Origin of the sequence: Burkholderia sp. E168m22, assembly GCF_001319805.1 — a bacterium.
In the GTDB taxonomy this organism is placed as follows: domain Bacteria; phylum Pseudomonadota; class Gammaproteobacteria; order Burkholderiales; family Burkholderiaceae; genus Burkholderia; species Burkholderia orbicola.
In genome coordinates this window covers 52139-71032 of sequence record NZ_BBSK01000037.1, presented here as the reverse complement: position 1 = coordinate 71032, position 18894 = coordinate 52139, and the positions used below count along the sequence as shown (strand labels likewise).

General features: G+C 68.0%; 14 protein-coding genes and 1 pseudogene. 10 read left to right on the top strand and 5 right to left on the bottom strand.

Translation table 11 applies throughout. The features are described 5' to 3' along the window. The 3 genes and pseudogenes from AP428_RS10645 to AP428_RS10635 all read left to right on the top strand — a co-directional run. Positions 1–325, top strand: a pseudogene (locus AP428_RS10645) (efflux transporter periplasmic adaptor subunit); the annotation flags it as partial. 15 nt (positions 326–340) lie between these two features. After that, positions 341–3541, top strand: a complete 3201-nt coding sequence (bpeB, locus tag AP428_RS10640; RefSeq protein ID WP_011546092.1) for an efflux RND transporter permease BpeB — start codon at positions 341–343, stop codon at positions 3539–3541. Further along, positions 3541–5064, top strand: a complete 1524-nt coding sequence (locus AP428_RS10635; protein WP_011546091.1) for an efflux transporter outer membrane subunit — start codon at positions 3541–3543, stop codon at positions 5062–5064. Before bpeB ends, AP428_RS10635 begins: the two co-directional genes overlap by 1 nt. A gap of 194 nt (positions 5065–5258) precedes the next feature. Here the strand turns inward: AP428_RS10635 and AP428_RS10630 are convergent, their stop codons facing one another. Then, positions 5259–6635: a nucleobase:cation symporter-2 family protein gene (locus tag AP428_RS10630; protein ID WP_011546090.1), complete on the bottom strand. Its 1377-nt coding sequence runs from the start codon at positions 6633–6635 to the stop codon at positions 5259–5261. Positions 6636–7074: 439 nt separating this feature from the next. Between AP428_RS10630 and AP428_RS10625 the strand changes: the two genes are divergently transcribed. From AP428_RS10625 to fghA, 3 genes are all read left to right on the top strand, one after another. Next, entirely contained in the window at positions 7075–8526 is a 1452-nt protein-coding gene (locus tag AP428_RS10625) for a xylulokinase (RefSeq protein ID WP_011546089.1), read from the top strand. A 213-nt stretch (positions 8527–8739) separates the two neighbouring features. Further along, the gene (locus AP428_RS10620) at positions 8740–9846 is read left to right on the top strand and encodes an S-(hydroxymethyl)glutathione dehydrogenase/class III alcohol dehydrogenase (protein ID WP_006483756.1); all 1107 of its coding nucleotides are present in this window, start codon (positions 8740–8742) and stop codon (positions 9844–9846) included. Between the two features lie 15 nt (positions 9847–9861). After that, positions 9862–10710 carry an S-formylglutathione hydrolase gene (gene fghA / locus AP428_RS10615; protein ID WP_011546088.1) on the top strand — a complete coding sequence of 283 codons (849 nt, stop codon included), beginning with the start codon at positions 9862–9864 and terminating at the stop codon, positions 10708–10710. 130 nt (positions 10711–10840) lie between these two features. Here the strand turns inward: fghA and AP428_RS10610 are convergent, their stop codons facing one another. The 4 genes from AP428_RS10610 to AP428_RS10595 are packed head-to-tail and all read right to left on the bottom strand — an operon-like array spanning position 10841 to position 13943. Further along, positions 10841–11623, bottom strand: a complete 783-nt coding sequence (locus AP428_RS10610) for a metal ABC transporter permease (protein WP_011546087.1) — start codon at positions 11621–11623, stop codon at positions 10841–10843. Continuing rightward, positions 11616–12506, bottom strand: a complete 891-nt coding sequence (locus tag AP428_RS10605; RefSeq protein WP_011546086.1) for an ABC transporter ATP-binding protein — start codon at positions 12504–12506, stop codon at positions 11616–11618. Before AP428_RS10605 ends, AP428_RS10610 begins: the two co-directional genes overlap by 8 nt. A gap of 17 nt (positions 12507–12523) precedes the next feature. After that, complete coding sequence (locus AP428_RS10600; protein ID WP_011546085.1) at positions 12524–13435, bottom strand: metal ABC transporter solute-binding protein; 912 nt, start codon at positions 13433–13435, stop codon at positions 12524–12526. A gap of 46 nt (positions 13436–13481) precedes the next feature. Further along, positions 13482–13943 (bottom strand): Fur family transcriptional regulator, encoded by a 462-nt coding sequence (locus AP428_RS10595; protein WP_011546084.1) that lies wholly within the window; start codon positions 13941–13943, stop codon positions 13482–13484. 337 nt (positions 13944–14280) lie between these two features. On the opposite strand from AP428_RS10595, the gene AP428_RS10590 reads away from it, so the two are divergent. The 4 genes from AP428_RS10590 (at position 14281) to AP428_RS10575 (ending at position 18830) form a co-directional block, all read left to right on the top strand. Next, positions 14281–15057, top strand: a complete 777-nt coding sequence (locus AP428_RS10590) for an L-iditol 2-dehydrogenase (protein ID WP_012329130.1) — start codon at positions 14281–14283, stop codon at positions 15055–15057. Positions 15058–15135: 78 nt separating this feature from the next. Then, on the top strand, positions 15136–16092 hold the full coding sequence (locus AP428_RS10585; protein ID WP_006477972.1) for a sugar kinase: 957 nt from the start codon (positions 15136–15138) through the stop codon (positions 16090–16092). Then, positions 16080–17432 (top strand): D-tagatose-bisphosphate aldolase, class II, non-catalytic subunit, encoded by a 1353-nt coding sequence (locus AP428_RS10580; protein ID WP_011546082.1) that lies wholly within the window; start codon positions 16080–16082, stop codon positions 17430–17432. The genes AP428_RS10585 and AP428_RS10580 overlap by 13 nt, the downstream gene beginning before the upstream one ends. A 72-nt stretch (positions 17433–17504) precedes the next feature. After that, a complete protein-coding gene (locus AP428_RS10575; protein WP_006477974.1) occupies positions 17505–18830 on the top strand; it encodes a sugar ABC transporter substrate-binding protein in 1326 nt (441 codons plus the stop codon). Positions 18831–18894: the final 64 nt, after the last annotated feature.

The following is an 18894-nucleotide window of genomic DNA, read 5'->3' as shown; positions in this document are numbered from 1 at the left end:
CCAGGCGATCGCGATGGTGGTGAACGCCAGCAACAAGGTCGAGCCGCGTCCGCTGAAGACCACCGGCATGCAAGGCCAGAACTGGATCGTCGAAGGCGGTCTGCAGGCGGGCGATCACGTGATCGTGCAAGGCGTCGACAAGGTGCGCCCGGGCGCGACCGTGAAGACCGTCGCCGCGCAGCTCGCCCCGGCGGCCGATGCCGCCTCGGGTGCCGCTGCCCCCGCCGCGCCGGCCGCTGCCGGGTCCGGCGCCGCTGCCGCTTCCGGTGCCGCCGCATCGGGCGCCGCGCCGGCGAGTGCTGCCGCCGCGTCGAGCGCGCAATAACAGGGAGCCTGTTTCATGGCAAAGTTTTTTATCGATCGCCCGATCTTCGCGTGGGTGATCGCCATCATCCTGATGCTGGCCGGGGTTGCGGCGATCTTCACGCTGCCGATCTCGCAGTATCCGACGATCGCGCCGCCATCGATCCAGATCACGGCGAACTATCCGGGCGCTTCCGCGAAGACGGTGGAAGACACGGTGACGCAGGTGATCGAGCAGCAGATGAGCGGTCTCGACAACTTCCTGTACATGTCGTCGACGAGTGACGACTCGGGCAACGCAACGATCACGCTGACCTTCGCGCCGGGCACCAACGCCGACATTGCGCAGGTCCAGGTGCAGAACAAGCTGTCGCTCGCGACGCCGGTTCTGCCGCAGGTCGTGCAGCAGCTCGGTCTGTCGGTCACGAAGTCGAGCAGCAGCTTCCTGCTGGTGCTCGCCTTCAACTCCGAAGACGGCAGCATGAACAAGTACGACCTCGCGAACTTCGTGGCGTCGCACGTGAAGGACCCGATCAGCCGGCTGAACGGCGTCGGTACCGTCACGCTGTTCGGCTCGCAGTACGCGATGCGGATCTGGCTCGACCCGAACCGCCTGACCAACTACGGCCTCACGCCGGTCGACGTCAGCTCGGCGATCACCGCGCAGAACGTGCAGATCGCGGGCGGCCAGATCGGCGGCACGCCGGCCACGCCGGGCACCGTGCTGCAGGCGACGATCACCGAATCGACGCTGCTGCAGACGCCCGAGCAGTTCGGCAACATCCTGCTGAAGGTCAACCAGGACGGCTCGCAGGTTCGCCTGAAGGACGTCGCGCAGATCGGCCTCGGCGGCGAAAACTACAACTTCGACACGAAGTACAACGGTCAGCCGACCGCGGCACTCGGTATCCAGCTCGCGACCAACGCGAACGCGCTCGCGACCGCGAAGGCCGTGCGCGCGAAGATCGACGAGCTCGCACCGTTCTTCCCGCACGGCCTCGTCGTGAAGTATCCGTACGACACGACGCCGTTCGTGAAGCTGTCGATCGAGGAAGTGGTCAAGACGCTGCTCGAAGGTATCGTGCTCGTGTTCCTCGTGATGTATCTGTTCCTGCAGAACCTGCGGGCGACGATCATCCCGACGATCGCGGTGCCGGTCGTGCTGCTCGGTACGTTCGCGATCATGTCGATGGTCGGCTTCTCGATCAACACGCTGTCGATGTTCGGCCTCGTGCTCGCGATCGGCCTGCTGGTCGACGATGCGATCGTGGTGGTCGAGAACGTCGAGCGCGTGATGGCGGAAGAGGGGCTGTCGCCGAAGGAGGCGACCCGCAAGGCGATGGGCCAGATCACCGGCGCACTCGTCGGCGTGGCGCTCGTGCTGTCGGCGGTGTTCGTGCCGGTGGCGTTCTCCGGCGGCTCGGTCGGTGCGATCTATCGTCAATTCTCGCTGACGATCGTGTCGGCGATGGTGCTGTCGGTGCTGGTCGCGTTGATTCTGACGCCGGCACTGTGCGCGACGATCCTCAAGCCGATCCCGCAAGGGCATCACGAGGAGAAGAAGGGCTTCTTCGGCTGGTTCAACCGCACGTTCAACAACAGCCGCGACAAGTACCACGTCGGCGTGCACCACGTGATCAAGCGCTCGGGCCGCTGGCTCATCATCTATCTGGTCGTGATCGTCGCGGTCGGGCTGCTGTTCGTGCGCCTGCCGAAGTCGTTCCTGCCCGATGAAGACCAGGGCCTGATGTTCGTGATCGTGCAGACGCCGTCGGGCTCGACGCAGGAAACGACCGCGAAGACGCTCGCGAACATTTCCGACTACCTGCTGAAGGACGAGAAGGAAATCGTCGAATCGGCGTTCACGGTCAACGGCTTCAGCTTCGCGGGTCGCGGCCAGAACTCGGGTCTCGTGTTCGTGCGCCTGAAGGACTACTCGCAGCGTCAGCATGCGAACCAGAAGGTGCAGGCGCTGATCGGCCGGATGTTCGGGCGTTACGGGAGCTACAAGGACGCGCTCGTGATTCCGTTCAACCCGCCGTCGATTCCCGAACTCGGTACGGCCGCCGGCTTCGACTTCGAGCTGACGGACAACGCCGGTCTCGGCCACGACGCGCTGATGGCGGCACGTAACCAGCTGCTCGGGATGGCGTCGAAGGACCCGACGCTGCAGGGTGTCCGTCCGAACGGCCTGAACGATACGCCGCAGTACAAGGTCAACATCGACCGCGAGAAGGCGAATGCGCTGGGCGTGACGGCGGATGCGATCGACCAGACGTTCTCGATCGCGTGGGCGTCGAAGTACGTGAACAACTTCCTCGACACCGACGGCCGGATCAAGAAGGTGTACGTGCAGGCCGATGCGCCGTTCCGGATGACGCCGGAAGACATGAACATCTGGTACGTGCGCAACGGGTCGGGCGGGATGGTGCCGTTCAGCGCGTTCTCGACCGGTCACTGGACGTACGGTTCGCCGAAGCTCGAGCGCTACAACGGCGTGTCGGCGATGGAAATCCAGGGTCAGGCCGCACCGGGCAAGTCGACCGGTCAGGCGATGGCCGCGATGGAAACGCTCGCGAAGAAGCTGCCGGTCGGCATCGGCTATTCGTGGACGGGGCTGTCGTTCCAGGAAATCCAGTCCGGTTCGCAGGCGCCGATCCTGTACGCGATCTCGATCCTCGTCGTGTTCCTGTGTCTCGCGGCACTGTATGAAAGCTGGTCGATTCCGTTCTCGGTGATCATGGTCGTGCCGCTCGGCGTGATCGGTGCGCTGCTCGCGGCCACGATGCGCGGCCTCGAGAACGACGTGTTCTTCCAGGTCGGCCTGCTGACCACCGTGGGCTTGTCCGCGAAGAACGCGATTCTGATCGTCGAGTTCGCGCGCGAACTGCAGCAGACGGAGAAGATGGGGCCGATCGAGGCTGCGCTGGAAGCAGCGCGCCTGCGGCTGCGTCCGATCCTGATGACGTCGCTCGCGTTCATTCTCGGCGTGATGCCGCTCGCGATCAGCAACGGCGCGGGTTCGGCCAGCCAGCACGCGATCGGTACGGGCGTGATCGGCGGGATGATCACGGCGACGTTCCTCGCGATCTTCATGATCCCGATGTTCTTCGTGAAGATCCGTGCGATCTTCAGCGGCGAGAAGGAAGACGTCGACGAGGCGCTGCGCCTGGCTCAGGAGCACTCGCACCACGAAGAGAAGCCGGGCAACGGCGACGAAGGCAACAAGGGACAGTGATGATGCAAAAACACGCTTTGACTGCAATCGCAGTCGCGCTCTTTGCCACGGGCTGCACGATGGCGCCGCACTACAAGCGGCCCGACGCACCCGTCGCGCAGGCGTACCCGGCCGGCGGCGTCTACGCGACGCAGCCGGGCGCAGCCGGCGCGCGCAGCGCGAACGGCCAGGCGGCGACTGCCATCGGCTGGCGCGAGTTCTTCGTCGATCCGCGCCTGCAGCGGCTGATCGAGATCGCGCTGAAAAACAACCGCGACCTGCGCGTGTCGGTGCTCAATATCGAGGCGGCGCGTGCTCAGTACCAGATCACGCGTGCGGGGCTGTTCCCGACGCTCGACGGTACGGGCACGGGCAACATCCAGCGTCTGCCGGCCGGTGTGTCGACGACGAGGGCGCCGCTGATTTCGCGCACCTATAACGTTGGATTGTCCGCGTCGTGGGAGCTCGACCTGTTCGGCCGCGTGCAGAGCCTGAAGGATCAGGCGCTCGCGCAATACCTGTCGACCGCGTATGCGCGGCAGGCGTCGGAGATCTCGCTGGTGTCGCAGGTGGCGGATCAATACCTGACGCTGCTGTCGACCGACGACCTGCTGAAGGTCACGGAGGACACGCTGAAGACCGCGCAGGCATCGTACGACCTGACCAAGCTGCAGTTCGACAACGGTACGGGCTCGGAGCTCGAGCTGCGTCAGGCGCAGACGGTCGTCGAGACGGCGCTCGCGAACCAGCAGGCGCAGGCCCGTGCCCGCGCGCAGGCGCTGAACGCGCTGGTGCTGCTGATCGGCGAGCCGCTGCCGGACGACCTGCCGGCGGGCATGCCGCTCGATGCGCAGAACCTGCTGACGGACGTGCCCGCTGGCCTGCCGTCGGATCTGCTGACGCGTCGTCCTGACGTGATGCAGGCCGAGCAGACGCTGCTGGCCGCGAACGCGAACATCGGCGCGGCGCGCGCGGCGTTCTTCCCGAAGATTTCGCTGACGGGCGCGTTCGGCACCGCGAGCCCGACGCTGGGCGGCCTGTTCAAGGCCGGCACGGCGGCATGGTCGTTCGCGCCGAGCATCGCACTGCCGATCTTCGAGGGCGGGCAGAACATCGCGAACCTCGATCTCGCGCACGTGCAGAAGCGCATCGAGATCGCGAACTACGAGAAGGCGATCCAGTCGGCATTCCGCGAAGTGTCGGATGGCCTCGCCGCACGCGGCACGTACGACCAGCAGATCGCGGCGCTCGAGCGCAACGAGCACGCGCAGCAACGTCGTTTCGACTTGTCGGACCTGCGTTACAAGAACGGTGTCGACAGCTACCTGTCGGTGCTGACCGCGCAGACGGATCTGTACTCGGCGCAGCAGTCGCTGATCAGCGCACGCCTGGCACGCTGGACGAACCTGGTCGACCTGTACCGCGCGCTCGGCGGCGGCTGGATCCAGCATGCCGGCGAAGCGCCGCGCGCGCCGGATGCGCCGGTCGACTACGACAAGGCGGCGGCTCCTGCGCCCGCGTCGGCAACGGCGACGAACGGGTAAGCACCGAGAAGGGCGGGCGCGGGTCACCGCGCTTGCCCTTCGAACCGGCTGTATGCGGAAACGAGAACGCCACGGACGAAAGTCCGTGGCGTTTTCTTTTGCGCTGCCGGATCGTGCGGGAAATCAAGCAAAACGCCACGGCATGCCGTGGCGTTTTTCGTTACCGCTTCGCGCCATCGTCCGGCGCGGCGCGATCAGTGGTGCACGTCGGCGGGCCGCCCATCGAAATCGTGCCCCGCGCGCCGAATCTCGCAGCGCGCATCCTTTTCGCCTTTCACGCCGTTGAACACGATGTTCAGGATCACGGCCGTGGCCGATGCCAGCAGGATGCCGCTGTGCAGGATCGGTGCGAGCGCGGGCGGCAGCTTCGAGAAGAAGTGCGGCGACACGACCGGCACGAGGCCCATGCCGACGCTCACCGCGACGATGAACAGGTTGTGCGAGTTCTGCACGAAGTCGACCTTCGACAGCACCTTGATGCCGTTCGCGGCGACCATCCCGAACATCACGATGCCTGCGCCGCCGAGCACGAACGGCGGCACCGACGCGACGACCTGCGCCATCTTCGGGAACAGGCCGAGCAGCACGAGGATCACGCCGCCCGTCGCGCACACGAAGCGGCTCTTCACGCCCGTCACGCCGATCAGGCCGACGTTCTGCGAGAACGACGTATGCGGGAACGAGTTGAAGATGCCGCCGATCAGCGTGCCGAGGCCGTCGACGCGCAGGCCGCGCACGAGGCGCTCCTGGTTGACCGGGCGATCGACCATGTCGCCCACCGCGAGGAACATGCCGGTGGATTCGATGAACGTGACGAACATCACCGTGACCATCGTCACGATCGACAGCGGATCGAAGTGCGGCAGACCGAAGTGGAACGGCATCACGAAACCGACCCACGGCGCATGCGCGACGCCGTCGGTGTTCACGCGGCCGAGCGCGAAGGCGATCACGAAGCCGGCGACGATGCCGAGCAGCACCGAGATGTTCGCGACGAAACCGCGGCCGAACTTGTTGATCAGCAGGATCAGCGTGAGCACGAGCAGCGACAGGCCGAGATAGACGGGGCTGCCGTATTCGGGGTTGCCGACGCCGCCGGCCGCCCAGTTGATGCCCACTTCCATCAGCGACAGCCCGATCACGGCGATCACCGTGCCGACGACCACGGGCGGGAAGAACCGCAACAGCTTGCCGATCATCGGCGCGAGCACGATGCCGATGATGCCGGCGGCGATGGTCGAACCGAAGATGTCGAGAATGCCGAGGCCGGGGTTCGTGCCGATCGCGATCATCGGGCCGACGGCCGCGAACGTGCAGCCCATGATGACGGGCAGGCGGATGCCGAAGATCCACAGGCCGAGTGTCTGGATCAGCGTGGCGATGCCGCACGAAAACAGATCGGCGCTGATCAGGAACGCGATCTGGTCTTTCGGCAGCTTGAGCGCCGCGCCGACGATAAGCGGCACGGCGACGGCGCCGGCGTACATGACGAGGACGTGTTGCAGGCCAAGCGTTACCAGCTTGCCGGTCGGCAGCACCTCATCGCACGGATGGACCGTGTTCGATTGCATCTGTCTCACTCCATGATCTTGTTTTCGGGGTGATACGAAGTTATTCGGAATGAATCCATGCAACAAGAGCACTGGGTTCTATTCCGTTCTTTGCTGGTTCGATATGCCATTTCGGTATGGAACAGGGGGGCGATCATCGGGAAACTGCCGCGGGAGTGAGGTTCACCGGTTTTATAGCGCTTCAAAATAGCGCCGGCCCCCATGTCAAATATGGCGCGCTTTATGGTGTGTATCGGGTGAGTCGCATAGTGGCAAAAAGCGGTGTGTGGAAATCGCGCCGGGTTAACCCGCGAACGGCCGCTTTTGCGTGCAAGGTGCAGCCCGGTGGAGGGCGCCGATCCGACCGCACTTTGTATGCGTCGAGGCGGCGGCAAAAAGCGGGGCGCCCATCGCGATCCCGTTATCATCGACATCCGTTCACACGAATCTCCTTCACGTCATGCGCCTGCTCGGAATCGACCTCGGCACCGGCTCCGTCAAACTCGTCACGCTCGATGCCGACGGCGTCGAGCGCGCGGTCGCGAGCGAACCTTATGCGTTGTCGTCGCCGCGGCCGGGCTGGGCGGAAATCGCCCCCGACGCGTGGTGGCAGGCGCTGGTGCGCGCAGCCGCGCGACTGCCGGCCGACGAGCGCGCGCAGGTCGCGGCGATCGGTTTTTCGGGCCAGATGCATGGCGTCGTGCTGATCGACGCGGCGGGCCAGCCGGTGCGGCCCGCGCTGCTGTGGCCGGACACGCGCGCGGTGCGCGAGGCGGACGCGGCTGACTGGGCCGCCGCCGGATCGCCCGTCCCACCGAATCCCGTCGCGCCCGGCATGGCGGGCCCGCTGTTGCGCTGGCTGGCCACGCACGAACCCGACGCGCTGCGCGTCGCGCGCTGGGCCGTGCAGCCGAAGGACTGGCTGCGCATCGCACTGGGCGGCGACGTCGCGGCCGACCCGAGCGACGCGTGCGCAACCGCGCTCGCGACGCCCGACGGCGCGTGGGACAACGCATTGATCGACACGCTCGGCCTGCCTGCCGACCGCTTCGCGCCGGTGCGTGCGTCCACCGCGCGCTGCGGCGTGCTCGGCGCGCAGGCCGCGGCCGCGCTCGGCCTGCCGGCCGGCGTGCCGCTCGCGACGGGCGCGGCCGATACCGCGTGCGCGGCGCTCGGCAGCGGGCTGGCCGCGGCAGGCGACGCGCTGCTGACGACCGGCAGCGGCGGGCAGATCGTCGTGCTCGCGGATACGTTGCCGCCCGCGCGGCGCGGCTTGCATCGCTATCGTGCGGCAGCCGGCGGCGGCTATTACACGATGGCGGCGATGCAGAACGTCGGGCTCGCGCTCGAAGCCGTGCGCGGCTGGCTCGGCTACGCGCGATGGGCCGATGCGTATGACGAAGCGTTCGCCCAGCCGGCGTCCGAACGGCTGTGCTTCCTGCCGTACCTGACCGGCGAGCGTTCGCCGTGGATGAACCCCGATGCGCGCGGCGGCTGGCTCGGCCTCGGGCTCGCCGACACGCGCGGCGCGATGATGCGCGCCGCATTCGAAGGCGTCGCGTTCGCGTTGCGCGCGGGGCTCGATGCGATCCGCGACGCCGATCGCGGCGACGCGGTGACAACGCTGCGTCTCGCGGGCGGCGGCTCGGTCGATCCGCGCTGGCGCCAGTTGCTCGCCGACGCGCTCGGCGCGTCGCTGCACGCGATCGATTGCCCGAACGCCGCGACGCGCGGCGCCGCGCTGCTCGCGGGCGTCGCGATCGGGCATTGGCGTGAAGATGCGTTGCGCGCGCTGGCGCCGGGCGCGTCGCCGATCGCCGCCCCGCACGACGACCGCCTGCTGGCCGCCCGCCACGCGCGCTTCATCGATCTGTACGCCCGCACGGATGCATGGTTCACGACGGGCGTTTAAACTCGAACACTTGTTCTTTTGCGCCAGCGATGACGCATCCTGGCAAGCCGGCGACCGTTTCCCGCACGCGATGCGCGGCGGGAGCGGCCATCATGGCGAGCACGAGATTCTTGCGCCGTGCCACGCGGCACGGCTTCGACCGCTTTGCACGAAACCCGGGCCGGCGCCGCACGCCGGCCCGGGCCGATCTCACCGACACACAGGAGTGACACGATGAAAACGAAAGCCGCGATTGCATGGAAGGCGGGTGCGCCGCTGACGATCGAGGAAGTCGATCTCGAAGGGCCGCGCGCCGGCGAAGTGCTGATCGAAGTGAAGGCGACGGGCATCTGCCACACCGACTACTACACGCTGTCGGGCGCCGATCCGGAAGGGATCTTCCCGGCGATCCTCGGCCATGAAGGCGCGGGCGTGGTGGTCGACGTCGGCCCCGGCGTCGGCACGGTGCGCAAGGGCGACCACGTGATTCCGCTCTACACGCCCGAATGCCGCGAGTGCAAGTTCTGCCTGTCGCGCAAGACCAACCTGTGCCAGAAGATCCGCGCGACGCAGGGCAAGGGCCTGATGCCGGACGCGACGTCGCGCTTCTCGCTCGACGGCAAGCCGCTGTTCCACTACATGGGCACGTCGACGTTCTCGAACTACATCGTCGTGCCGGAGATCGCCGTCGCGAAGGTGCGCGAGGACGCGCCGTTCGACAAGATCTGCTACATCGGCTGCGGCGTGACGACGGGCGTCGGCGCGGTCGTGTACTCGGCGAAGGTCGAGGCCGGTGCGAACGTGGTCGTGTTCGGCCTCGGCGGGATCGGCCTGAACGTGATCCAGGGCGCGAAGATGGTCGGCGCGGACAAGATCATCGGCGTCGACATCAACCCGAAGCGCGTCGAGCTCGCGAAAAAGTTCGGGATGACGCACTTCATCAACCCGAACGAAGTCGAGAACGTCGTCGACCACATCGTGCAGTTGACCGACGGCGGCGCCGACTATTCGTTCGAATGCGTCGGCAACGTGAAGCTGATGCGCCAGGCGCTCGAATGCACGCACAAGGGCTGGGGCCAGTCGTTCATCATCGGCGTGGCGGCGGCGGGCGAGGAGATCAGCACGCGTCCGTTCCAGCTGGTGACGGGCCGGGAGTGGAAGGGCTCGGCGTTCGGCGGCGCGCGCGGGCGCACCGACGTGCCGAAGATCGTCGACTGGTACATGGAAGGCAAGATCAACATCGACGACCTGATCACGCACACGCTGCCGCTCGAGCGGATCAACGAAGGCTTCGACCTGATGAAGGCCGGCGAGTCGATCCGCTCGGTCGTGCTGTACTGACCGGAGCGCACCGCCATGCTCGAACTCGTTTCCTCGCATGCGTGCCACGGCGGCGAGCAGCGTTTCTACCGTCACGATTCGGCGGCCATCGGCCTGCCGATGAAGTTCTCGGTGTATCTGCCGCCGCAGGCCGCGCACGGGCGCGTGCCGGCGCTGTTCTATCTCGCGGGGCTCACGTGCACCGACGAGACGTTCGCGATCAAGGCCGGCGCGCAGCAATACGCGGCGCGGCACGGCATCGCGCTCGTGATGCCCGACACGAGCCCGCGCGGCGCGGGCGTGCCGGGCGAGACCGATGCGTGGGACTTCGGCGTCGGCGCGGGTTTCTACGTCGATGCGACCGAAGCGCCGTGGTCGACGCATTACCGGATGGAGTCGTACGTGACGGGCGAGCTGCGCGAGCTCGTCACGGCCGAGCTGCCGATCGACGGCGCGCGGCTCGGCATCTTCGGTCACTCGATGGGCGGGCACGGGGCGCTGACGCTCGCGTTGCGTCATCCGGGCCTGTACCGGTCGGTGTCGGCGTTCGCGCCGATCGCCGCGCCGACGCGCTGCCCGTGGGGCGAGAAGGCGTTCTCCGGTTATCTCGGCGCCGATCGCGAGACGTGGAAGGCGCACGACGCGAGCGAGCTCGTCGCGCGCGCCGATGCGCCGAAGTTCGCGGACGGCATCCTCGTCGATCAGGGGCTGGCCGACCAGTTCCTCGCGAACCAGCTGAACCCGGACGTATTCGAAGCCGCGTGCGCGAAGGCCGGCCAGCCGCTGACGCTGCGCCGCCATCCGGGCTACGACCACGGCTACTACTTCATCTCGACGTTCATCGCCGACCACCTCGCACATCATGCGCGTGTGCTGGCGCGGTGAGCCGGAACCGACACACGTCGCGCATATGGCGCGCCGCGACGTAATCGCGGGCGCATGAAAAAACGCCGGCGCTGCCCTCGGGCACGCCGGCGTTTTCATTGGCATCGGGCGGCGATGCGCCGGGCCGCGATCAGTTGCGTCGCAACAGGCTCGCGCCGTACACGAGCGCCGACAGCGCGGTGATCCAGAAGCTCGTCGGCCAGTCGGTGTGATACGCGAGCACGATGCCGGCCCACGCTTCGAACAGCGCGAACAGGGCGGCGAGCAGCACGCCCGTCGACAGTCGCGTCGACACGTTCTGCGCGGCCGCGGCCGGCCCGACCAGCAGTGTGAACACGAGCAGCACGCCGACGATCTGCGTGGCCGCGGCCACCGCGAGCGCGCACACCGCGAGGAACAGCATCGACACCGTGCGCAGCGACACGCCCTTGGCTTCGGCCAGTTCGGGCTGCAGCGACGCGAACAGCAACGGCCGCGCGATCAGCGCGAGCGCGGCGAGGCTCACCGCGCCGATGCCAGCGAGCACCGCGAGCGTGTCATGGCTGACCGCGAGCACGTTGCCGAACAGCAAGGCGGTGACCTGCGTCGCGAACGACGTGTAGAAGTGCAGGAACAACAGGCCGAAGCCGAGCGCGCCCGACAGGATCACGCCGATCGCGACGTCGCGGCCCGCGAGCTTTTCGCCGAGCGCGCCCATCCCGATTCCTGCCACGAGCGTGAAGCCGACCATCCCCCAGATCGGCGAGATGCCGAGCAGCACCGCGCCCGTCGCGCCGGTGAAGCCGACGTGCGACAGCGCGTGACCGGCGAAGGTCTGCCCGCGCAGCACCAGGAAATAGCCGACGATGCCCGCGAGCACCGCGACGATCCCCGACGCCGCGAAGGCGTTGATCATGAAGTCGTATTCAAACATCGTGCGAATGCCCGGGATGAGCGTGTCCGTGGTGGTGATGGCCGTGGCCGCCGCCACCGCCGTGCGAATGGCCGTCGTCGTCCTCGTGTTCGTGATCGTGCTTCTCGACTTCGACGTCGCCCGACATCACGAAGATCTTGCCGTTCACGCGCATCACGTCGATCGGCGAGCCGTAGAGGCGCGATAGCACGGGCTTCGTGATCACCTCGTCGACGGTGCCGAGCGCCGCGACGCCGTTGCCGAGATACAGCACGCGGTCGAGCGCGTTCAGCAGCGGGTTCAGTTCGTGAGCGGAGAACAGCACGGTGATGCCGAGCTCGCGCTGCACGTTGCGCACGAGTTCGACGACGCCGCGCTGGTGGTGCGGGTCGAGGCTGATCAGCGGCTCGTCGAGCAGCAGCAACTTCGGATTGCCGAGCAGGCATTGCGCGAGCAGCAGGCGCTGCCGTTCGCCGCCCGACAGTTCGGACAGCGGCCGGCGCGCGAGCGACGGGCCGCCGACGAGGTCGAGCACGCGATCGACGTCGCGGCGCGTGGCCGCGTTCGTGTGCGGCAGGCCCCAGCGGTGGCCGTCGGCGGCCATCGCGACGAAGTCGTAACCGCGCATCCGGCGGTTCGCGAGGCCGCTCCTGATCTGCGGCATGTAGCCGATCGATGCGTTGCCGCGCGCGACCGGCACGCCGCCGACCGACAGCGTGCCGGCCGACACGGGGACGAGGCCGAGCACCGCGCGCATCAGCGTCGTCTTGCCCGCGCCGTTCGGCCCGAGCACGCCGACGAATTCGCCGGGCTCGATCGAGAAGCTGACGTCGCGCAGGATCGTGCGGCCGCCCAGTTCGAGCGTGACGCGATCGAGTGCGAGTGCGTGGGGAGTGGCGGTCATGGGGTTACGGTGGTCTGTTACTTGCCGGCGGAAAGCGCGTTGCCGAGCGCGTCGAGCTGGCCGCCCATCCATTGCTGGAAGGTCTTGCCGGCCGGCTGCGTCTCGGTGACGCTGACGGTCGGCACGCCGCCGTCGCGCGCGATCTTCAGCATGCGCTTGGTCATCGGCTCCTCGGCCTGGCTGTTGTAGATCAGCACGCGCACCTGCTTCTTGCGCAGGTCGCCCTCGAACGCGGCGACGTCCTGCGCGCTGGCTTCGGTGTCGTTCATCGTCGCGAGCTGGAAGCGCTGGTTGCGCATGTCGAGGCCGATCGCGTCCGACATATAGCCGAACACGGGCTCGGTGGCCGTCACGGGCACGCCCTTGTATTTCGCGCGCAGCGCGGCGATCTTGTCGTCGACGGGCTTCAGCGACGCGACGAACTTCTGCAGGTTCGCCTCGTATTCGGCCTTGTTCGCCGGGTCGGCGCGGCCCAGCTCGGCCGCGATCGCGCGTGCGGCCGCCGGCATCGTCGCCGGGTCGTACCACAGGTGCGGGTTGTCGCCGGCCTTCTTGCCGACGAGATCGGCGACGACGATCGTCGCGCGCTTCGCCTGTTTCGACGCGCCGAGCAACTTGCCCATCCACGGATCGTAGTCGGCGCCGTTGTAGATCACGACCTGCGCGTGCTGGAGCGCGCGGGCCGTCTTCGGGCTCGCTTCGAACAGGTGCGGGTCCTGATCCGGATTGCTGAGGATGCTGGTGACCGCGACGTGGCGGCCGCCTATCTGCGACGCGACGTCGCCGTAGAAATTCTCCGCGGCGACGACGTTGACGGTCGCGGCCTGCGCGACCACGGGCGCGGCGAACGACAGCGCGGCGACGGCGGCGGCCAGCCAGCGGACAGGCGACAGGGCGCGCCGCGGCGCGCGCTTCAGGGCAATGGACATGGAACTCCTCGTTGGAAGGGCGACGCGTACGCCGCGCGATTCGGCGTCAGCGCTGCGCGGGCTTGCGCTTGCAGTGCCCGCACAGGCCGCTCAGCTCGACGACCTGGTGGTGGACTTCGAAACCGTGCGCGGGCTCGCTCGCGGACAACTGCTTCGCGAGGTCGCCGCCGGGAATCTCGACGGTGTCGCCGCACGAATCGCAGATCAGGAACTGGCCTTCGTGCGGCACGCCGATCTCGCAGCAGGCGAAGAACGCGTTCTTCGATTCGATCCGGTGGATGAAGCCGTGCTCGACGAGGAAATCCAGCGCGCGATAGACGGTCGTCGGCGGCACGCGGCCGCGCTGCGGTTCGAGTTCGGCAAGCAGGTCGTACGCGCCGATCGGGCGCTGTGCGGCCAGCACGCGTTCGTAGACCTGGCGGCGTAGCGGCGTCCACGCGAGCCCGTGCTCGGCGGCGAATGCGTCGGCCCGGGACAGCCGGGCGTCAATGGACGATGAGGTAGCCATGGCGTGAAGCAGGGCGATGAAACAAAGTACGGCGATGATATAACGTATCGTCGCGTCGTGCAGCGCGAATTCCGTTTTCCGCCTCGTTCCGCCCACGCTCCGTCCCCTTCATCGTCGATACCACCGCGCCGCACCGTGCGTCCCGCGCCTTGCCGCGCGGGCACGGCGGGGCGTCGTCGTGCGCCGCCGTGCCGCAGCGCGTCATAGAAAGCCGTCACGTCGCCTTGACAGCGCGCATCGCGTATCCGATCATTCGATCACTAACAGAGCAATTGATCGGTAGATGAGCGTTCGCTCACCTCGACCGTCGTGCAACAGAACGAACCGGAGACAGCCAGTGAGACTGGAAGACAAGGTCGCGATCCTGACGGGCGCCGCAAGCGGCATCGGCGAGGCGGTCGCGCAACGCTATCTGGACGAGGGCGCGCGCTGCGTGCTCGTCGACGTGAAGCCGGCAGGCGGCTCGCTCGCGCGGCTGATCGAGGCCAATCCGGGCCGCGCGGTGGCCGTCACGGCCGACGTCACGCGCCGCGACGACATCACGCGGATCGTCGCCACGGCGGTCGAGCGCTTCGGCGGCGTCGACATCCTGTTCAACAACGCGGCGCTGTTCGACATGCGCCCGCTCCTCGATGAATCCTGGGACGTGTTCGACCGGCTGTTCTCGGTCAACGTGAAAGGGCTGTTCTTCCTGATGCAGGCGGTTGCGCAACGGATGGTCGAGCAGGGGCGCGGCGGCAAGATCGTCAACATGTCGTCGCAGGCCGGCCGCCGCGGCGAGGCGCTCGTTTCGCACTACTGCGCGACCAAGGCCGCGGTGATCAGCTATACGCAGTCGGCCGCGCTCGCGCTCGCGCCGCACCGGATCAACGTGAACGGCATCGCGCCGGGCGTGGTCGACACGCCGATGTGGGAGCAGGTCGATGCGCTGTTCGCGCGCTACGAGAACCGGCCGCTCGGCGAGAAGAAGCGGCTCGTCGGTGAAGCCGTGCCGCTCGGCCGCATGGGCGTGCCGGGCGACCTGACGGGCGCCGCGCTGTTCCTCGCGTCGGCCGATGCCGACTACATCACCGCCCAGACGTTGAACGTCGATGGCGGCAACTGGATGAGCTGACGTGGCGCCGCTCGCACGCGCCATCCGCCGGCCGGCCCGCGACGCAGCGGCCGCCGTCGCACGAGGAGGGCTCGCCTGATGGCCGAGATCGTCGTCGCCGGCGAACTGCTGGCCGAATTCGTCGCCGCCGAGCGCGGCCAGGGTTTCGATACGCCAGGCCTGTTCGAAGGACCGTTCCCGAGCGGCGCGCCGGCGATCTTCGCCGATCAGGCCGCGCGGCTCGGTGCGCGCGTCGCGTATGCGGGCTGCGTCGGCCGCGATGCGTTCGGCGATGCGATCGTCGCGCGGCTCGCCCGGGACGGCGTCGACGTCGCGCGCATTCGTCGCGTCGCCCGCCCGACCGGCACCGCGTTCGTCGCGTATCGCGACGACGGCTCGCGCAGTTTTGTGTTCACGTTGTCGACCAGTGCCGCGGCGTGCGTCGATGCGTCCGACGTCGACACCGCGATGTTCGACGGCTGCCGCTACTTCCACGTGATGGGCTCGTCGCTGACGAGCGAATCGGCGATCGCGGCCGTGCAGCGCGGCGTGATCGAGGCTGCGCGCGCCGGCGCCAAGGTGTCGTTCGATCCGAACGTGCGGCCTGAAATGCTGAGTTTCCGCCCGATGCGCGCGGCGCTCGACGAGATGCTCGCCGCGTGCCACCTGTTCCTGCCGAGCGAAGCCGACCTGCCGTTCTTCTGCGGCCCGCAGCCGGCCGAGCGCGCGATCGCGGGCCTGCTCGCGACGCATCCGCTGCTCGAGCGCGTCGTGCTCAAACGCGGCGCGCAAGGCAGCGTCGCGTTCGATCGCGCGCACCGTGCCGAAGCGCCGGCGTTCCCGGTCGACGAAGTCGATCCGACCGGCGCCGGCGACTGCTTCGGCGGCACGCTGGTCGCGAGCCTCGTCGCGGGCGTGGCCGTCGACGTCGCGCTGCGCCGTGCGAACGCGGCCGGCGCGATCGCGGTCACGCGGCGCGGCCCGATGGAAGGCAACAGCAGCGCGGCCGAGATCGACCGCTTCCTGACCGAACGGGGGATCGCATGTCCGGCCTGACGACCGTTGCCGAACGCCCGCGCACCGCGCACGCGGACACCGTGCTGCGGATGATCTTCGACGCGAACCGCGCGGACGCGCAGCGCGGCATCTATTCGGTCTGCAGCGCGCACCGGCTGGTGCTGGAGGCCGCGTGCGAAGCCGCGCGCGCGGACGGCTCGCCGCTCTTGATCGAGGCGACCTGCAATCAGGTCAACCATCTCGGCGGCTATACGGGCATGACGCCGGCCGATTTTCGTCGCGACGTCGATGCGATTGCCGCGCGCTGCGGGCTCGCGTCGTCGGCGCTCGTGCTCGGCGGCGACCATCTCGGCCCGAACCCGTGGCGGCACCGTCGCGCGGCCGACGCGATGCGGGAAGCCGCTGCGATGGTCGCCGCGTATGTCGAAGCCGGTTTCGAAAAGATCCACCTCGATGCGAGCATGGCGTGCGCGGACGATCCGGCACGGCTCGACGATCGCACGATCGCCGCGCGCGCGGCGGAGCTGTGCCGTGTCGCGGAAGACGCGGCGGCGCGCGTCGGGATCGCGCCCGTCTACGTGATCGGCACCGAGGTGCCGACGCCGGGCGGCGAGGTGAGCGGCGACGCAAGTAACGATGCGATCGCGCAGATCGCGGTCACGCGCAGCGACAGCATCGCGGCGACGCTCGACGCGCACCGCCGCGCGTTCTCGGCGGCCGGGCTCGACGACGCGTGGACGCGCGTCGTCGCGATCGTCGCGCAGCCGGGCGTCGACTTCGACGATCGCCACGTGCTCGATTACGACAGTGCCAAGGCCGCGTCACTGGGCGCGAGTATCCTGCAGACACCGCGCCTCGTGTTCGAAGCGCATTCGACCGATTACCAGACGGAAGCCGCGCTCGCCGCGCTGGTGCGCGACCACTTCGCGGTGCTGAAGGTCGGCCCCGCGCTGACGTTCGCGCTGCGCGAGGCGCTGTTCGCGCTGACGTTCATCGAGGACGCGCTGATCGACGACGTCGCGCAGCGCTCGCGGTTGCGCGACGTCGTCGATGCGGCGATGCGCGCGCAGCCCGAACACTGGGCGCCGTACTACCGCGGCGACGAGACCGCGCAGCGGCTCGCGCGCCAGTTCAGCTACAGCGACCGCATCCGCTATTACTGGCTGCAGCCGGCCGTCGCGGCCGCGGTCGAGCAGCTGTTCGGCAACCTCGCGCGGCAGCCGGTGCCGGAGACGCTCGTCGCGCAGTGGCTGCCGGATGTCTACGCGGCGTGCCGCGCGGGCGGCCTCGCGAAAGAGCCGCGCGCATGGGTGCGCCACCGGATACGCGACGTGATCGCGCACTATGCGCGCGCGTGCGGGATGCAGCGGCCGGCATGACGGGCCGCGAAGGAAACGACGCAACACCGACACAAGACCGACGACATTTCGAACAATCACAGGAGACATGCCATGCAACGAAAGATGCTCGACGCCGCCGCACGCTGTTTCGCCGGAGCCGCGCTCGCGACGGCGGCCTGCGCGGCGTCCGCCGGCACGCTGACGATCGCGACGCTGAACAACCCCGACATGATCGAGCTGAAGAAGCTGTCGCCGGCGTTCGAGAAGGCGAACCCCGACATCAAGCTGAACTGGGTGATCCTCGAGGAGAACGTGCTGCGCCAGCGCGCGACGACCGACATCACGACCGGCAGCGGCCAGTTCGACGTGATGGCGATCGGCACCTATGAAACGCCGCAGTGGGGCAAGCGTGGCTGGCTCGCGCCGATCACGGGGCTGCCGGCCGACTACGACCTGAACGACATCGTGAAGACCGCGCGCGACAGCCTGTCGTACAACGGTCAGCTCTACGCGCTGCCGTTCTACGTCGAAAGCTCGATGACGTTCTACCGCAAGGACCTGTTCGCGGCGAAGGGGCTGAAGATGCCCGACCAGCCGACCTACGACCAGATCGCCGAATTCGCGGACAAGCTGACCGACAAGTCGAAGGGCACCTACGGGATCTGCCTGCGCGGCAAGGCCGGCTGGGGCGAGAACATGGCGTACGTGTCGACGGTCGTGAACACGTTCGGCGGACGCTGGTTCGACGAGAACTGGAACGCGCAGCTCACGTCGCCCGAATGGAAGAAGGCGATCAATTTCTACGTGAACCTGCTGAAGAAGAACGGCCCGCCGGGAGCGAGCTCGAACGGCTTCAACGAGAACCTGACGCTGACCGCGTCCGGCAAGTGCGCGATGTGGATCGACGCGACGGTCGCGGCCGGGATGCTCTACAACAAGCAGCAGTCGCAGGTGGCCGACAAGATCGGCTTCGCGGCCGCGCCGGTCGCCGCGACGCCGAAGGGCTCGCACTGGCTGTGGGCGTGGGCGCTGGCCGTGCCGAAGACGTCGAAGCAGCAGGACGCCGCGCGCAAGTTCATCGCGTGGGCGACGTCGAAACAGTACATCGAGATGGTCGGCAAGGACGAAGGCTGGGCGTCGGTGCCGCCGGGCACGCGTACGTCGACGTATCAGCGCGCCGAGTACAAGGCCGCCGCGCCGTTCTCGGACTTCGTGCTGAAGGCGATCGAGACGGCCGACCCGAACGATCCGTCGCTGAAGAAGGTGCCGTACACGGGCGTGCAGTACGTCGGGATTCCTGAATTCCAGTCGTTCGGCACGGTGGTCGGCCAGTCGATCGCGGGCGCGGTCGCGGGCCAGATGTCGGTCGACCAGGCGCTCGCCGCCGGACAGGCCGCGGCCGACCGCGCAGTGCGGCAGGCCGGCTACAAGAAGTAACGCGCAAGCCGTCGCGCGGCCCGCATCGTGCGCCTTGGTGCACGGCGCGGGCCGGCTAGGCCGA

What these genes read in the sequence shown, in the direction of transcription:
- bpeB (WP_011546092.1), top strand. Translation starts at nt 341, where the DNA reads ATGGCAAAGTTTTTTATCGATCGCCCGATCTTCGCGTGGGTGATCGCC.
- AP428_RS10635 (WP_011546091.1), top strand. Translation starts at nt 3,541, where the DNA reads ATGATGCAAAAACACGCTTTGACTGCAATCGCAGTCGCGCTCTTTGCC.
- AP428_RS10630 (WP_011546090.1), bottom strand. Translation starts at nt 6,635, where the DNA reads ATGCAATCGAACACGGTCCATCCGTGCGATGAGGTGCTGCCGACCGGC.
- AP428_RS10625 (WP_011546089.1), top strand. Translation starts at nt 7,075, where the DNA reads ATGCGCCTGCTCGGAATCGACCTCGGCACCGGCTCCGTCAAACTCGTC.
- AP428_RS10620 (WP_006483756.1), top strand. Translation starts at nt 8,740, where the DNA reads ATGAAAACGAAAGCCGCGATTGCATGGAAGGCGGGTGCGCCGCTGACG.
- fghA (WP_011546088.1), top strand. Translation starts at nt 9,862, where the DNA reads ATGCTCGAACTCGTTTCCTCGCATGCGTGCCACGGCGGCGAGCAGCGT.
- AP428_RS10610 (WP_011546087.1), bottom strand. Translation starts at nt 11,623, where the DNA reads ATGTTTGAATACGACTTCATGATCAACGCCTTCGCGGCGTCGGGGATC.
- AP428_RS10605 (WP_011546086.1), bottom strand. Translation starts at nt 12,506, where the DNA reads ATGACCGCCACTCCCCACGCACTCGCACTCGATCGCGTCACGCTCGAA.
- AP428_RS10600 (WP_011546085.1), bottom strand. Translation starts at nt 13,435, where the DNA reads ATGTCCATTGCCCTGAAGCGCGCGCCGCGGCGCGCCCTGTCGCCTGTC.
- AP428_RS10595 (WP_011546084.1), bottom strand. Translation starts at nt 13,943, where the DNA reads ATGGCTACCTCATCGTCCATTGACGCCCGGCTGTCCCGGGCCGACGCA.
- AP428_RS10585 (WP_006477972.1), top strand. Translation starts at nt 15,136, where the DNA reads ATGGCCGAGATCGTCGTCGCCGGCGAACTGCTGGCCGAATTCGTCGCC.
- AP428_RS10580 (WP_011546082.1), top strand. Translation starts at nt 16,080, where the DNA reads ATGTCCGGCCTGACGACCGTTGCCGAACGCCCGCGCACCGCGCACGCG.
- AP428_RS10575 (WP_006477974.1), top strand. Translation starts at nt 17,505, where the DNA reads ATGCAACGAAAGATGCTCGACGCCGCCGCACGCTGTTTCGCCGGAGCC.